The organism is Bacillota bacterium, from assembly GCA_030705925.1.
GTDB lineage: Bacteria > Bacillota > Clostridia > Oscillospirales > Feifaniaceae > JAUZPM01.
The window spans coordinates 1-17060 of the sequence record JAUZPM010000046.1; the positions used below are offsets into that span (position 1 = coordinate 1).

The following is a 17060-nucleotide window of genomic DNA, read 5'->3' on the forward strand; positions in this document are numbered from 1 at the left end:
AGCGTCAATAGAGGTATTATCGTACGCAATTTTTATACTGCTGTTGTCAAGCCCTGTAATATCACTGATAGATGCTGTAAGCGATCCAATAAAGTTACCTTCGAATGTAGCATTATTAGATGGGGAGGTAATATTTATTGTCGGACCATCAGTATCAGTTATTGCAACGCTGAATGGTTTATCCGCTGTTCCTTCTGTTATAGAGTTGCTGTTACCATCTATTGCCTCAATATAATAATCGACTGTTGATTTGCCCAGCGCTTCATTTGAAGGCACCGTAAAGCTGAGCGCCTTGCTTGTTGAATAGGTGCTGTCCTCAAGGACAAAATCCTTCTCATATGTTTTCCATGCGCCGCCGTCAACTCTATAGTAAACTCGACCGACGCGAACATCTGTATCATCGCTCAAATTAGCAACTATATTGATTTTGTCCGGTCCTGCCGATGCTAACGGCGTATGGGAAATTACAGGCTTAGTTTTGTCAAAACCGTCCTTCGGCTTCTGCCAGTAGTAGATTTTACCGAATGTCTGGTTTACATCCTTAAACTGAGAATTAGTTGTGGTATAACCGTTTGAGTAATCGTAACCAAGCTGTGTCGCTTTACCATCTGTAACATTATCAGTAAGTATAAAAGTGCCCGTTCCAACTATAAGTGACGGATCTGAAATAATCTGAAATCTGTCGTTATCAGTATTTGCCGTAACAGTTGCATTCTTTTTTACGATATAGAACCAGCCGCGTCTGCTTGCATTAAAGTCGTTTACAAGATAGAAATTTGTACATGCGTTATAGCTTGCGGCTGTATTTGATGCAATCGGAACAGTCATTGATGTTACAGGATTTTCTGCAAGAGCTATAAATGTATTATCATCAAGTCCAAATGCTGCCTTAAAGTCATTTATATCAAGATTTGTGTAGTCAGTGTTAGTAGCCACTGTTGAAGCAGTGTACTTTACCCATATGACCGCAGCTTTATTTTTTGGCAGAATGAGTTTATCGGGTTCAGTTTGACCCCAGAACTTCGAAGTCGCGGTTATTTTATTTATTCCTGTAAAATAAGGATTAATAAATCCGCTTAAACCTAGATTAGTATCAGAACCATAAAGATCACGTTTATAAGCTATTGCATAATCCTTGAGATCAAGATCACGTCCGGATGCATTATAAATCTCTATCGCATCATATGCGTCATTGCTTGCAACGTTAGGTGCGTTAGCCATTACTTCAGTAACAATCAAATCTGAAGTATACTGAAGCGTGTAGGAAAATACGGTTCCGCTGTCTGTCGGCAGACGCATTTTATCAGATGAGTTTGTCGTGTTGACAGCTTCGATATAATACTGCACCTCTCCAGAGCCCGAGAAAACCGATGTCGGAATCTCAGCATCATAATCTGCCGAAGTAAATCCTCCGCCTTGAACCACAGTTGACGGATCTACGGTCATCTGTACGGATGAATAATTGGCGTCAACTTTATTTTTATAATAAAGCATAACGGTATTATCGTTGTTATCCGTCACCATTGCAGATATTTTTGTAGGCTTTAGCCCGGAATTAACAGCTTCCGGCGTATGATAGATTGCAGAAGAAGATGCTGAAATGATATTGAAAGTAAAGCTCTTTGTAGCCGTATTTGCTGCAGACGACTTATCTTTTACGGTTACCGATAATGTATGTGAGCCTGCAGTTGTTATAGGTGCTGCTGCAAAACTGTAAGTAAAGCCAGTCGCTGTAATCGATGTTCCTGACAAATCAACAGGGGCACTGTCAAGCGTCATTGAAACTGATGTTGCATCAACATCAGACTCATCTGTATATGATACCGCAACACTTCCGTCAAACTTAGAGACAAAATTTGTCTGAGTCGGAGAAGTAAATGAAATTACCGGTCCGTTGTTATCGACAACAGTAACCGAGTTTGGCATTGCGGCGGTGCCCACGTTTGTAACATTGTCATTACCGTCAGTTACATTGAAATAATATTGAAGCGACCCTGCCCCCTTCAATACTGTTGAAGGAATAGTCTGGCTCAGCGCAAAAGATTTCAGATCTGCGGCAACGCTTCCGCCCTCTGCAACAAGGTCACGTGTAACCTTTGTAAATTCAGAATCAGTATCCTTTTTATAATAAAGTTCGATATATCTAATATCATTATCGTCTGTAACGTTGGCTGAGATATTAAAGTCAGCGACGGAAGTGCTGGAGGCAGTCGTATTTGTTACTACCGGTGCGGCTGTATCCGAAGCCGTTTTTGGTTTTTGCCAGTAATAAATTTTTCCCATTGAAGGTGTTTGATTATAAGTATTGTCGGTTGTTGAATTATATTTTGCATATCCTAAACCGTCTGACGGTCTGTAAAGTAATTCAGCTGACTTGCCATTATCGACATTTTTATCAGTTCTCATTACAAAAGAAGCTGATTTTATAACAGCATTATCTTTGTTTACGTCACCATCAAACAGATCTGTCTTAGTCGCTGATATTTTTGCACTTTTATCAACAAGGAAGAGCCATGCACGGCTGGTATTTGCATTAAAGTCATACATGTAGAAATTCTTGGCACCTGTTGATGTAGGCCCTAACGTCCCACCAGAAGCATATGGAGCTTCACAGAGGTAAGCATTATCTGTCGAGGTCATTCCATATGTAGATGCCAAGTTGTTATAATTTAAGCCTGTATAGTCTGTGTATATTTTTTTATCTGTTGTGCTGTTTTCGTATGTTGCTATTCCTGACGGAAGATACTTATCCCACAAGACAGCAACTCCGTGCGAGGGCAGCATCAGGCTTGACGGCTCGTTAGCAGTGTCGCCCCAGTATGATGATGTTTTTGTTATTTGATTTATTGTAGTCTGTGAGCAATTTGATGTCAGGCTGCTGTAGCTAGGCGAACTATGCCCTGCTGCAAGGCTAGTCGGGTAATCCATCTTATAACCGACAGCATAATTTTTAAGATCGATTGCGTGATCTGTAGTGTTATAAACTTCAATCGCGTCATAAGCATCCTGAAGAACAGCGGCCCCCTTTGAATCTGTTGCACTGTAATTGGCACTGTTAACAGCAGCCTCAGTAATAATCAAATCCGGGTATGTGCCTTTTGTAATATTTTTTGTGGTATTCTCCCCTGCTTCTGCCGAGGTCTGCTCCTTGACTTCTATAGAGTTAGGTGAACCGGCATTTCCAGAGTAAGACAGATTGTTACCGTGATCCTCCGCCTGGATGTAGTAATCAATAAATGCCGCATCAGCCGTTACTACACTTGCAGGAATGTTTAAGCTAAAGTCAGCGTTTAAAACCCCGTTTGGGTTGCTGTCGGATGCAAAACTTTTTTCTGCGGATTGATAAGTTGTTTGTGAACGCTGTTTGTAAAACAGTTTCACTGATACAACTCCACCGTTACTTTCATCTGCATCAATAGCAGTGCCGGAAATCGTAATATCCTTACCGAGAATTGTAGATGTTACCGGAGTATGATTAATAACCGGTGCATTATCAGTAACATTCGTGGATATGTCCGCTGCATAACTATCATTTGCAGCCGGGGCGGTTTTTGCCGTACCATCAGTTTTAAATCCACCAGACATATCTTTGTAAAGAAAACTGTCGCCGTATTTTTGTGCATCTGTTTCCGCTTGTTTTGCGGTCGATTCATCATCAGGAGTTACACCATCACTAAGCAAATTGTCTACTGCTGATTGTGAATAGGTCGAGTAGTCTTCTTTCTCAGTAGAATGTGCAAATCCTGTTGTTACACCAACTGACACAAGCATAGCAAAAGCCAGCGTCAGCGATATAATGGATTTTAGTGCCCTTCTCATACATTTCCTCCTCAGTATGATTCTCTCTCTCTGAACCCCCCCTGTATTAAAACAGGGCAATTCAATGTACTCAACATTCTACAATAACTAATAATATTTGGCTATTGTCATTAATCCACAAATAAATATACAAGTGCTGTGCACTTTCAACAAAAATACCTCCTTTTGTAAAATTGAGCATACAAATAGCAAAAAATACATGTAGGGAATAAAATGATATAAATATTAAGTTTCACTCAATATACAGAATTGACTAATTATGTATATTTTTTTAAAAATAAAAATACACCTATAACTTAGCAGTCACAGGTGTATTGGTTTGGCAAAAAATTGCTTACATTGTCTTCTGTTTAAACAAAAATCTCACTGAATAAATACAGCCGGCAGTCAAGAGCAGAAAAACAATAATGCATGATACGATTTGATTTATGGGCAATTTTAACAGGCCATATACAATGAAACCATAAACGATGATTATTGCCGCTGAAAAAAGCATTCCTAATACAGAATTAAAGTTCTGTTTGATAGCCTGTTGAAAATTAACCCAGTCTAATTTTGGTCTTCTATAATCTACATATATATTTACTACCGTTAAGATAACAGATGCCATTAGAGATAATACCAATGAGATTATATAATAAACAATTTTTATAGGAAATATGAAATATAACGCTATTGATGAAAATATTATCGCTGAAGCTGAAATAGAGAACGAAAATAAAAACTTACCTTTTATTATATCAGTTTCACTTATCGGGAAAGACTTCAAAAAACCATAAGCAGACCCTTCCCGTGAATAAACCGTTGATGCTGCTGGGTTTATTCCGGCAAAAAAGCACATCACACCAGCAATTATAAAAGAAACACTAATGCCCGCATTTTGATTTATTGTATTCATAAGCATTGTAAAATTAGGATCGCTGGAATTGCTTCCCGTACTTCCCATAATAATCAGCATAATAGGAACAATAAAAACTGATGTCAAACCGTTTAATGCGTATATAGGAATACGTAATAATATTCGCCATTCCTTTACGAATATAGCATTCACCGCGCTATGGCTTGCAGTGTCAAGCTTCCCGCCCTTAGTTTTTCTAGATGAATTCGCTGTTTCAAGCCCTGCGGTAACTCCGCGGTAGTATACCTTTGACGCCAACAATAGAATAACTGCAAACAAAATAGTGGCTGAAACAAGATATAACAACATGTTGCCAAGGCTAGATAATCCGCTCTGCATTACCGCATGTGATGCCCATATAGACGGAGGGAATATAGTTCCGTAAATCTCAGATAAATCCATCCCCCCTGAGAGTAATCGTGACAATATCTCGTCGCGTTTTGATTCGATAGACATTTTGCTGAACCATTGGCTTGCAAAAATTCCTGCAAATACAAGGACTACACTTGATACTATCGTAATAACGTCCCTGTGTTTTGCTAGCGCTGTGATCCGCATTAATACTAATGCTAAAAGCGAAACAATAGCAAGAGGCAAAACAGGCAAAGCAATAAATACAAGTAACGCTTTAAGATAAAAAATCACAGCTGCTCCGGTCTTTATTCCAACAATAACAAAAGGCACCGCAGCAAACGGAAGCAATACTAATAGTTGATATAACATTGTAACCGAAAGCTTAGACGCAAAGACTGTAGATTGCTTTACAGGAAGTGAAGCAAGAAACTGGGTATCTTTAGCATAGTACAGCGATCCCATCACTTGAAACAAACCAAAAAACAGCGTAATGACCTGGCACATTAGAATAACAATCGTCAAAAACGCTACCGTCTGACCAGCTTTAATAAATGCGTCAGTCAAGAAATAAATCATTAAACCATACATTCCGAAAATTTCAGCAAAAGCAAATAAAATAAGCGCTAACATTAAATATTTGACAAATTTGTTTTTACTGACCCCGGAAAAGCTAGAAGAAAACGCTGTTATACCAAGCTTTAACTGCGTTTTAAGCAAAAGCATATAGGCACTCATAATTATTCTTCCTCCCTGCCGTCCCCGCTCGTCAGCTCAAGAAATATGCTTTCAAGTGATTCTCCGCCTTCTCTGTTCTTAAGCTCATCAATTGTGCCTACTGCGATAAGTCTGCCCCCGCTTATAATGCCGACTCTGTCGCATAGCCGCTCGGCAACATCAAGGACGTGCGTTGAAAAGAAAACGGTATTCCCAAGATCGCAATGGCTTCTCATTTCCTGTTTTAACAAGTGTGCGGATTTTGGGTCAAGTCCGGTCATGGGCTCATCAAGTATCCATAATGGGGGACTGCTTAATAAAGCGCCGGTTATCATCAGTTTCTGTTTCATTCCATGTGAATATGCTGATATCCTGTCATTTGCCGCATGAGCTATTTCAAACATCGACAAATACTTTTCAATACGCTCTTTGCGGGCTTTACTCGAAACGCCGTAAATATCCGCAACAAAGTTTAAGTATTCAATACCTTTTAGGCGGTCATATGCAATATGTTCATCCGGCACATAACCTATACACCTCTTGGCTCCTACAGGGTCGGTTTTGATATCGTGCCCATTAACCGTAATAGTGCCTTCATTTGGAGGCAAAATGCCTGTAATCATCTTGATCGTCGTTGTCTTTCCTGCACCGTTTGGACCTATAAATCCAAAAATTTCCCCAGGCCTAACATCAAGAGTCAAGCCGTCAACCGCAGGCTTTCCAGAACCTGCATATACCTTTTTAACCTGTTGTAACTTTAACAAAAAAACTCCTCCTAAATATTAAGGGTAATCTTTGACAAAATAATAACACAGGTTCATATGACTGTCAATAGGAATCTACTGAAAATCCAAAAAGATTTTGCGATTGTATACTTATTTACTGTTTATTCAATTCCATCAATCGCGCAAGTATTGTAAACCCATCCTCTACAAAAGGTCCCTTTAAGCCGTTTTCCTCTGTATAACTATTACCGCTTCCGACTTTATTTCTGCTGTCATAGATCAAAAACGGAACTGGCTCTCCGTCATGTGTACGTGTGGACATGAGCGTTTTATGGTCGCTGATTATGAGAATGCGGAAATCTTCTCCCCTTTTTTCGAGCTTAGGAACCAAATTAGCGATCACGCGGCTGTCGATGTATTCGATTGCCTTGATCTTTCCCTTGAGATCGCCGTTATGGGTGCACTCATCAGGAGCCTCGACATGCAGGCAAACAAAATCATATCCTTTATCTAAAGCACTGATTGTGGCGTCAACCTTGCCCTCGTAATTGGTGTCAATTTCTCCTGTTGCCCCTTCAACTTCTATACTGTCACCGCCCGCAAGGGCTGCTATGCCTGAAACCAGCGGAACGGCAGTAATTGCAGCGCAAGTCTTTCCCGAATACTTTTCCTTGAAAGAAGGCAGGCTGGCAACTGTGCCTTCTGCCCAAAACCATATTCCGTTTGCAGGAAGATGTCCCGATTTGCGGCGTTCATCGTTAATAGGAGCATTAGCTAAAACTTCGTTTGCTATCGTCATTAATTCAACAAGCGGTTCACTTCCGGTTCCTTTGGGTAAATACTGTCCGATTTTTTGCTTTAAAATATCATGCGGAGGAGTAGCAATAAGCCCACTTATATCCCCGCCCGATTGCACCGCAATATGTCTGAACGACGGATTTAAATGAAAACTCATGCCATATTTTTTAGATGCGGCGCTAAATCTTGCATCTTCTAAGAGATATTTCATTAGTGCGATAGACTGATCGCCTTCAATAGAGCCCCCGCTGTGAGAGTAAATAACCTTTTCAGCAAGCGGAACATCGTCGTCTGATAATGCAACCATATTGCATCTATATGAGATGTCCCCGGCTTTTAACTCAACTCCGCTTCCAGCAGCCTCAAGCGGGGATCTTCCGGTATAATATTTTCTGGGATCATACCCAAAAATAGATAAAATGCCTGTATCACTCCCTGCGGGCACACCTATCGGTATTGTGCGAACAGTTCCCACCTCGCTCTTTTTAGCGAGTTCATCAATATGCGGTTTATTGGCAGCTCCAAGGGGAGTTTTTCCGTTAAGCTCGGGCACAGGATTATCCGCCATCCCGTCTCCAATAACTAAAATATATTTCATTTATTTTCCTCCGTAAAATATTTTTATGTTATTATATCATTTTTAATATTGTAAATAAACTTCTACAGTAAAAAACCGATCTTATGAAGATCGGTTTTCAGACTGTCGAAAAATTACACGCACCGCAAAAGCGATTACATATAGGTGAAAAGACAAAAAGGAAGTATCGAATCTTTAAACGTAATCTTCAGGTTACGGTTTGTAAACACAAAACGGCACAAGCTACCCCATACCGGGGCACTTTTGCTTACTTCAGAACAAGCGCCCTGCTGTATCTGCATACAGCGACGAGCGCCTGTTCTTTATCTGCCCTTTTGCGAGCGTCTGTCAGTTTAATATTGGATTGTTGCATATTTAAAGAATCTGAACCCAAGCGGAGAGCTGTATACTCCCTTGAGCTTGCTGCTGATCAAATAAGTGTCTACATTATAATAAATAGGAGCGATCGGCATATCTTTCATAAGCAGCGCTTCAGCTTCATGCATCTTTGTATACCTGACATTTCTGTCATCAGACGATTTTATCTGTGAAATCAAATCGTCATACTGTTTATTATTATACTTACAGAAATTGTTGACGTTATCGGACGTAAACATATCTAAAAATGAAATAGGGTCGTTATAATCACTGTTAAAGCTAGAACGCGCAACTTCATAATTGCCTTTTTGCTTAGTATCGTTGAAAACGTTCCATTCCTGCTGCTGAAGGGTACAATCTATGTTTAAACTGGTTTTCCACATGTTCTGGAATGCTTCAGCATTTTCTTTATTTCCTGTTGCTGTATTATATAGATATTCAAATTTGGGGAAGCCCTCACCGTTAGGATATCCGGCAGCCGCAAGCAGCTCTTTGGCTTTTGCGACATTAGCCTGATAGCTTGCTCCGTCTACAGGGTAGTAATCTCCGCCCTCAGCACGAAATTCCTTAGACTGATCTTTACCACTCATGCCAATCGGCACAAATGCTCCGGCCGGCTTTTGTCCCGCCTTGCCGATTTTATCGCATATATAATTTCTGTCGATAGCAAGTGAAAGCGCTGTGCGGACGCGCGGATCATCGAAAGGTTTTTTCGTATTGTTAAAATCAATAAAGCATGTTCCCAGTTCGCCTTCCGCATGAAATTCAGGTTTTCCCTTCCATGCGTCGATTTCATTACTGGGCATGTCATCTGCAAATAAAATGTCACCCTTTTTAAATGCAGCAAGTGCCGCATTATTGTCACTCATGAGTACAAAACGGATTTTGTCAGGTCCAAGGTTAGCGGCGTCATAGTAATTCTGGTTCTTTTCATAGACCATTTCTGAGTTATGCTTCCATGATACTAGTTTATATGGTCCATTTCCGACATATGTATTTGGTTTTGTCGCCCAAGAATCGTTTCCATCCACAATGTCCTTTCTGACCGGAGCATATGTTGGATACGCAAGCAGCTCCATAAAATATGGACAAGGAGCTGAAAGTTCAATTTTAAGCGTCTTATCGTCGAGTGCCTTAACAGCAACGTCATTTATATCATATTTATCTTTTGACGGATCTTTATAGTATATTTCCCCGCCCTTTATCACATCGAACATATATCCATATGACGCAGCATTTTTTGGGTCTATAGCCCTTTTCCACGCATATTCGAAATCTCCTGCTTTAACGGGTTGACCGTCCGACCATTTAGCGTCTTTCCTAAGTACAAATGTATATGTCTTCTTATCCTCGCTCTGGGTATAAGATTCAGCCATTCCAAGGACAGGCTTTCCGTCTTTATCCAGCTTAGCAAGGCCTTCAAAGTTATGAAGGACAAGCGTGTCGCCGTCAACCGTTCTGCAAAATGCCGGATCTACGCTTTCCGGTTCAGACCCTATTTCGACAGAAATAGTTTTATCCGAACTTGCAGTTGTCTTTCCGCAAGCAGAAAACACAGTCAATAGCATGGTAAAAGCTAGGGCCAATGCGAAGACTCTTTTCATGAAAAACCCTCCAATTATGTACTATTAAGCTAAATTTTATCACTCAAAGTAACAATAGTCAATGAATTAATTTGACAGGCGGCAGGCCGAAAAATGGTTATTCCCAATGTCTTTTAGCTTTGGCACATACTCGCTGCAAGCCGATGTAACCCTCCGGCATCTGGTACAAAAAGGGCAGCCTGATGGCCGAATTATCGGGCTTGGCATCTCCCCTTTAAGAACATTTTCATGGTCTTTAATTAGAGATAACAACGCTTGTGTGTAAGGATGCGCGGGATGACTCAAAAGCTCATTGCTGCCTGCAATTTCCACTATTATTCCAAGATACATTACGGCAATGCGGTCACTTAGATAACTTATTACTGACATATCGTGTGATATAAACAGATATGTCAATCCCTTTTCATCTTTTAAACGCTTAAACATGTTTAAGATCTGAGCCTGAACTGAAACGTCAAGAGAGGATACCGGCTCGTCGCAAACTATAAACTCAGGCGAAACAGCAAGTGCCCTTGCAATGGAAATTCGCTGCTGCTGCCCGCCGGAAAATTCATGGGGATATCTTTTTAAGTTTTCCCCTCCGATGCCAACAGCTTCCAGCATCTTTAATATTTGTCTTTTTCTCTCCTCTTTGTTTTTAACGATATGGTGTATATCTATCGGTTCACCGATTATTTCTTCAACAGTCATATGTGGATCTAATGAAGAAAAAGGATTCTGAAAAATCATCTGCGTTTTCTTCCTGTATGGTTTCATATCTGCATGAGTTATATCGCTGTTGTCGTATATAATTCTACCGGACGTTGGCTCATATAGCCTTAATACAGTTTTGCCCACCGTTGATTTCCCACATCCAGACTCCCCAACCAGTCCCAGCGTCTCTCCTCTATTGATATAAAAGCTGACATCATCAACCGCTTTTATATTTTTGACTTTGCCCATTTTTACAGGGAATGATTTTGAAAGGTCAAAAACTTCTACTAATTTTTCACTCATGGAAATTACCTTCATAAACTTTTTTAAAGTTTAACCAGCATGAACACTTATGGTCTCCTGAAATCGATAACTCCGGGGGATAATTTGTCAAGCACATTGTCATACAGCTTCCGCATCGCGGTGCAAAGGGACAACCCGCGGCTATTTTATTTAGGTTTATTAAAGATCCCTCAATAGGCTTAAGTGTTTGACCATTCAAGCATGGTATACAATTAAAAAGCCCCACAGTATACGGATTAACCGGGCTTTCCAATATTTCTGAAGTTTTGCCTGACTCAACGATCCTTCCCCCATACATTACCGAAACACGATCGCAAAAATCAGAAGCAACTCCAATATTATGGGAAATCATAATCAAGGACATATTCGTTCTTTCTTGTATTTCCTTTATAAGTTTAAGAATTTGCATCTGAATAGTAACATCGAGGGACGAGGTAGGCTCATCGGCAATAAGAAGGGCGGGTTCACAAGCCACCGCCATCGCAATCATAACCCGCTGGCACATGCCGCCGGATAGTTCATGTGGATATTGTCCTGCTCTCTTTTCAGCATCACTTATACCTACTTTAGTCAGAAGATCATAAACCTGCTCTTGTGCCTGTTTATTTCGGATATTTTTATGCAGTGTTATAACCTCTTTTATCTGAGCGCCAATTGTAAGAACTGGATTTAATGAAGTAGTTGGATCTTGAAAAATAATCCCTATTTCTTTTCCCCGTATGTTTCGAATAAGCTTATCTGGCATCCCTAAAATTACCGTACTATTAAATTTGACAGATCCGCTTGATTTAGCATTTTTAGGCAATAACCCCATAATTGAATGAGCCAAAACACTCTTTCCGCTCCCGCTTTCACCGACTATTCCAAGTGTTTCACCCTTTTTCAGTGAAAATGATACATCATTTACTGCCCTGATCTCACCTGCTGGTGAATCAAACTTGATGGTAAGATTATTAACTTCAAGAAGCATGTCAGTCTTCAATGAAAGCCTCCTTTACATCAAACATATCTCTAAGTCCATCTCCAAGCATATTGAACGCAAAGATAATAATGGTGATTGCTGCCGCCGGAGCGATGAGCCTATACGGATAAAGAGATATTCCATTTACAGCATCAGCTGCTAATGACCCAAGAGAAGGCATTGGTGCGCTCACTCCCAGTCCAAGAAAACTCAAATAGCTTTCGGTAAAAATCGCCGTCGGCACTTGAAGAGTCGCAATAACAATTATTGTATCGATGCAGTTAGGTATCAAATGCTTTGTTATTATCCTTGAACTGGATGCTCCGTATGCTCTGGCAGCCGTTATAAACTCGCACTGCTTAATCGACATTATCTGTCCTCTTACTATACGTGCTGCCGACCCCCAGTAAAGCAGTCCAAACGCAATAAATACACTAATAAGATTTGCTCCTATTGCACTTAGAGCATGATTATGTTCAACTGCTTTATTTAACGGAACTTTAAGCGATACTGACAATAATATAACAATAAGAATGTCGGGCAGAGTATAAATTATATCCACTATCCGCATCATTACAAGGTCAAGCGCTCCTCCAAAATATCCAGAAATTGCCCCATATATCGATCCAATAATCATTACTAACAGGCTTGCGAAAACGCCTATAAACATAGATATACGAGCCCCCGTGAGAACACGAGCCGCCATATCTCTCCCTAAATTATCAGTTCCAAAAACGTGCGGAAAAAGCTTTGTCCCGTTATCAATTAACGACATTTCATAGCTTGAGAATTGAAAAGGTTTTAAATTTTCACAATTTCTGAGCTGTTCACTGTACGAATAAGGGTAAAAAAGCGGTACAATAAAAGCCAAAATCAAAATTAATGCTAAAATAATCAACGAAGTTATTGCTTTTAAGTTTATATACTTCCTTCTATAATTAATATTAGAACTTCTGAATATTTTTTCTTTGTCTACTTTAGCAAAACTGTCCGGCTTAAGCTGCAGGGAAAATGAATTTTTTATATCATTAATCATACATCCGCCTCAGTTCAGCCTTATCCTGGGGTCAATCAAGTGATAAGAAAAATCGACTAAAAGATTTACCAAAACCATTATCACGGCAAGAAAAATTGTAACACCCATAATAAGCGGATAGTCTCTGCTTGTAATTGAATTTATAAACTCACCGCCAAGACCCGGAATTGAAAAGATTGATTCAACTGCGAAACTTCCCGTCAATATATAAGCCGTCATAGGTCCGAGATCTGTTATAACGGGTATCACTGCATTTCTTAATGCGTGTTTAGATATGACAGAACGTGAACATAATCCTTTTGCATAAGCGGTTTTTATATAATCCTTATTTAAAACCTCGATCATACTTGTTCTCATCAGCCTTGTTATGTTTGCGGCAGGGTAAAGCGCAAGTGTTATAACCGGCAATATGTAATGAAGGGGCGAAGAAAGTCCAAAAGTCGGAAAAATTTTTAAATCAACTCCGAAAAAGATCAGTAGCACCGTTCCGAGAATAAAACTGGGAACCGACATTAATAAAGTTGAAAAAAATAAAATAAGGTTGTCCGCCGTCTTTTTGCGTTCAAAAGCGGCAATAATGCCAAGCGGCATGCCGATCAAGATTGCGATAATAACAGCTATTCCCCCAAGCTCTGCCGAAACGGGGAATTTTTCTGCTATTATATTTGATACTGACCTGCCCTTCATCTTTATTGATTCGCCAAAATCCCCATGTGCAACACTTAACATGTAATTTTTATAACGAACTAACATTGGTTTATCAAGACCATACTTTATCTCCATTGCTTTTCTTGTTGAAATGGCAGACGATTTTTCATCTGTAAAGGGGCCGCCTGGCACCAAATTCATTAAGAAAAAGGTCAGCGTGGCGACGAATATAATCGTAAAAACCGAAAAAATTATTCTTTTAATAAGAAATCTAGCCACATATTTCCCCTTCCTTGATTAAATTCTCCCCGTGACGGCAAAGGGGCTTTAATCCTAATTTTTAAATACTGGTTTTATCGTAAAGGAATAAGAAAACTTCTTCTCATTCAGCTGATATTTTTCATTCAGTTTAGGTCCGCAGCTGTTTGACCCAAGTCCGGAAACCTTATAATCAATACGTACAAGCGTCTCCGCCATAGGCGTCAAGGTATGTCTGTGACTGTTTTCTTCAAGCATTTTAGCGGTAAAATGGCTTGCACAAAAGTCAATGCTTTTTTCTGCCGAGAATTCAATGCCTGTCCCTTTATCTTTTAAAACTTTTGCCCAGTGCAACCCAGTATGATTTCCATGTTCTTGCGGATGTATATATGGAACATACTCTCCTGTCACAGTGTTTTTGAATTTACCCATTCTCGTATAGTTTTTCATATCTATATAACTTTGTCCCGGCCCCATACCGTAATATTCTATATTCTCGAAGCCCTGCAACAATAAAAGCTCCATTCCAAACCTCGGCAGATATACTGCGGTTTCACGTACATCCACGTCCGTGTAAACAGTTATGAATCCATGACCGTTGATTAAGTATTTAGTCGTGACGTATAAAAGAGGCAATTTTGATTTTGCGCAAAGCGATGATTTAACAGTTATGGCAACCTCGCTGTCACTCGATTTGACTTTTACATCATAAACTTTTGCTCCCATCAGGTTCATTAATTCATTTTCTTTGAAATTTTCTTTATATGAATTCCATTTATTCTTAATGTTCCTGTCGTTATCAGTCGGCGCACGGTAAACGCCGTAAGAAGTTATACCAGCAAGTGTTTCTTCTCCATTAATCTTAAGGCTGGCAAAGCCGCCATAAAATTTATTAAAACTGTATTCGAAGTCCTTGCCCTTGATATTAACGCATTCCCTGTCTTCATTAACAAGTATACGTAAAATATCACTTGGCAAAGCATCTTTTACGCGTTTTACCTTCATATCAAGCTGCGTAAATGCAACTTCATGCCCGGCATCTGCATATTTTGCGTCGTTCTTTGTCACATATGAGAGGTTAAGACAAACGCCATCTTTACATACTTTCGGCAGATTTAATGGCAGAGTAACTCTAGCTTTTTTATGAGGCAATACGCATGGCAAACCGATGCTGCCGCTGTCTATAATATCCCCGTCACGCTCAAGAGCCCACTCCAGTTTATATGATGAAAGCGGTGTAAAATCAAACAGATTGGTTATTTCAACAGTATTTTCATTTTTCAGCACTGTCTTGATATTTTGGTAAACTGATTTCATCTCAAGAATGCTTGTTGAGAGCGTCCTATCCGGAAATACAAGCCCGTCTACGCAGAAAACTCCATCATGCGGGTACTCATTAAAATCACCGCCGTAAGTAAAGTATTCGTTCCCGTTCTCATCATTTTTAACGGCGGCATGGTCGCACCACTCCCAAACACAGCCCCCAATAAATCTGGGGTATTTATAAATTACATCCCAGTAATCCTTGAGATCTCCAGGGCCGTTGCCCATGGCATGACAGTATTCACACAGAAAATAAGGCCGTTTATCTCCGTCTTTTAAGTAAATGTTTTCAATGTCCTCCGGTGACGAATACATATGACTTATAATATCGACCGAAGGCGGGTTATCGGCATAACGGGCGCCTTCATAATGAACAAGTCTTGTCTTATCCCTGCGGTGTGCCTCTTCTGCCATTGCGTCATGATTTTTCCCATAGCTCGACTCATTTCCAAGCGACCACGCAAAAATACATGGGTGATTTTTGTCACGTTCAAGCATCCTTACGAGACGCTCAACAAACGCTTCTCTCCATTCAGGCATATTACAGGGCCACTCATCGTTGTAGGTCTGATAACCCTTAATATTCGGATCACGATAGACAAAGCCATGAAGTTCAATATCTGTTTCATCAATAACGTAAAATCCATACTCGTCGCATAGGTTATAAAATTCACTTGTATTAGGATAATGACATGTGCGTATTGCATTGACATTATGTTGTTTCATGAGCGTTAGATCGCGTTTTATGTGCCACAGAGGCACCGAATAGCCAAGTTTCGGGTCGCTGTCATGCCTATTTACACCCTTCAGCTTAACCGGAACGCCGTTCACAAGAAATTCGCCTTTAGAAGAAACCTCGTAATTTCTGAATCCCGTCTTTATCGGGATAAATTCATCCTTGCATTTAATTATTAGTGTGTACAGCTCAGGTGCTTCCGCATTCCACTTCCGCACATTCGGCAATTTTAAATCTCCAGTAAATTCTTTAGTCGAACCGTCTGTGTCTATCAGACTTGTCTTATACTCACTCTTTTTACCTAAAAAATCAACTTTGACAGACAGCAAGCCATTTTTATAATGTGCGTCAAGGGCAGCATTTACACTAATATCCCTTATATGACTGTCTGCATTCCTTGACAATAAGTAAACATCTCTGAAAATGCCGGACAGCCTGTAAAAATCCTGATCCTCAAGATAACTGCCGTCACACCATTTAAGAACTTTAACAACAATTCGATTCTTACCCGGTTTGATATATTTGGTTATATTAAATTCCGATACAAGGTGAGAACCCTGACTGTATCCAACTTTTTTCCCGTTTATGTAAAGAAAAAAGCACGAGCTTACACCTTCGAAAACTATGTAAGATTCCCTGCCTTTAAAGTCTGAGAATATTTCAGTTTCAAATCCATAAAGCCCGACAGGATTCTCATCCGGAACATAAGGGATGTCGACAGGATAAGGGTATGTCACATTTGTATACTGAGGAACATCATAGCCATGCATCTGCCAATTAGACGGCACGGGTATTGTTTCCCACTTTAAAAAATCACTCTGTATGATTCCATTTGTACAATCAAACTCACGTGGAAAATATAAAAAAGCCCAGTCACCATTTAAACATTTATAGTAGTGAGATTCTTCCTTTACTCCTTTAACCGCGCTTTCAAGTGTATCATAGGGTATGTAATAGCTCCGCGGTTCTTCTCGGTTTATTTTAAGGATTTCTGGGTTTTCCCATATCTTTTTCATATATACTCTCCTCGAATATTTACTTAAATCGAATACATAATAACCTAAAACCGTTGTGAAAACAAGCATGTTTAGCATATAAATAGTTACCCCCCGGCAAAGCCGGGGGTTCTTCATATGCGGGCAAAGCCCTGTTTTTCTGGCGGCGCCTCAAGGCGCTGGTACGGTCTGCCACTTGCAAAAGTGTGTTACTTGCTACCCGTAAACGGGTCTACGTAC

General features: G+C 40.0%; 10 protein-coding genes. All 10 read right to left on the minus strand.

The window, feature by feature from the left end:
* Positions 1-3819, minus strand: a 3819-nt coding sequence (locus tag Q8865_07920; GenBank protein ID MDP4153344.1) for a hypothetical protein, incomplete at its 3' end; no start/stop codon positions are given.
* Positions 3820-4153: 334 nt separating this feature from the next.
* Entirely contained in the window at positions 4154-5806 is a 1653-nt protein-coding gene (locus Q8865_07925; GenBank protein ID MDP4153345.1) for a hypothetical protein, read from the minus strand.
* Positions 5807-5808: 2 nt separating this feature from the next.
* Positions 5809-6549, minus strand: coding sequence for an ABC transporter ATP-binding protein (locus tag Q8865_07930; GenBank protein ID MDP4153346.1), 741 nt, complete (start codon positions 6547-6549; stop codon positions 5809-5811).
* Positions 6550-6664: 115 nt separating this feature from the next.
* Positions 6665-7906: a 2,3-bisphosphoglycerate-independent phosphoglycerate mutase gene (gene apgM, locus Q8865_07935; protein MDP4153347.1), complete on the minus strand. Its 1242-nt coding sequence runs from the start codon at positions 7904-7906 to the stop codon at positions 6665-6667.
* 332 nt (positions 7907-8238) lie between these two features.
* Positions 8239-9867 (minus strand): peptide ABC transporter substrate-binding protein, encoded by a 1629-nt coding sequence (locus tag Q8865_07940; GenBank protein MDP4153348.1) that lies wholly within the window; start codon positions 9865-9867, stop codon positions 8239-8241.
* Between the two features lie 66 nt (positions 9868-9933).
* The gene (locus Q8865_07945; GenBank protein MDP4153349.1) at positions 9934-10863 is read right to left on the minus strand and encodes an ABC transporter ATP-binding protein; all 930 of its coding nucleotides are present in this window, start codon (positions 10861-10863) and stop codon (positions 9934-9936) included.
* Positions 10856-11845: an ABC transporter ATP-binding protein gene (locus tag Q8865_07950; protein MDP4153350.1), complete on the minus strand. Its 990-nt coding sequence runs from the start codon at positions 11843-11845 to the stop codon at positions 10856-10858. The genes Q8865_07945 and Q8865_07950 overlap by 8 nt, the downstream gene beginning before the upstream one ends.
* Positions 11835-12860 carry an ABC transporter permease gene (locus Q8865_07955; GenBank protein MDP4153351.1) on the minus strand — a complete coding sequence of 342 codons (1026 nt, stop codon included), beginning with the start codon at positions 12858-12860 and terminating at the stop codon, positions 11835-11837. The genes Q8865_07950 and Q8865_07955 overlap by 11 nt, the downstream gene beginning before the upstream one ends.
* 9 nt (positions 12861-12869) lie before the next feature.
* Entirely contained in the window at positions 12870-13787 is a 918-nt protein-coding gene (locus tag Q8865_07960; GenBank protein ID MDP4153352.1) for an ABC transporter permease, read from the minus strand.
* A 54-nt stretch (positions 13788-13841) separates the two neighbouring features.
* Entirely contained in the window at positions 13842-16841 is a 3000-nt protein-coding gene (locus Q8865_07965) for a glycoside hydrolase family 2 TIM barrel-domain containing protein (GenBank protein ID MDP4153353.1), read from the minus strand.
* Positions 16842-17060: the final 219 nt, after the last annotated feature.

Bases quoted from the DNA above. Each gene is read 5' to 3' on its own strand.
- Q8865_07940 (MDP4153348.1), bottom strand. From the start codon at position 9,867: ATGAAAAGAGTCTTCGCATTGGCCCTAGCTTTTACCATGCTATTGACT.
- Q8865_07945 (MDP4153349.1), bottom strand. From the start codon at position 10,863: ATGAGTGAAAAATTAGTAGAAGTTTTTGACCTTTCAAAATCATTCCCT.
- Q8865_07965 (MDP4153353.1), bottom strand. From the start codon at position 16,841: ATGAAAAAGATATGGGAAAACCCAGAAATCCTTAAAATAAACCGAGAA.
- Q8865_07925 (MDP4153345.1), bottom strand. From the start codon at position 5,806: ATGAGTGCCTATATGCTTTTGCTTAAAACGCAGTTAAAGCTTGGTATA.
- Q8865_07955 (MDP4153351.1), bottom strand. From the start codon at position 12,860: ATGATTAATGATATAAAAAATTCATTTTCCCTGCAGCTTAAGCCGGAC.
- apgM (MDP4153347.1), bottom strand. From the start codon at position 7,906: ATGAAATATATTTTAGTTATTGGAGACGGGATGGCGGATAATCCTGTG.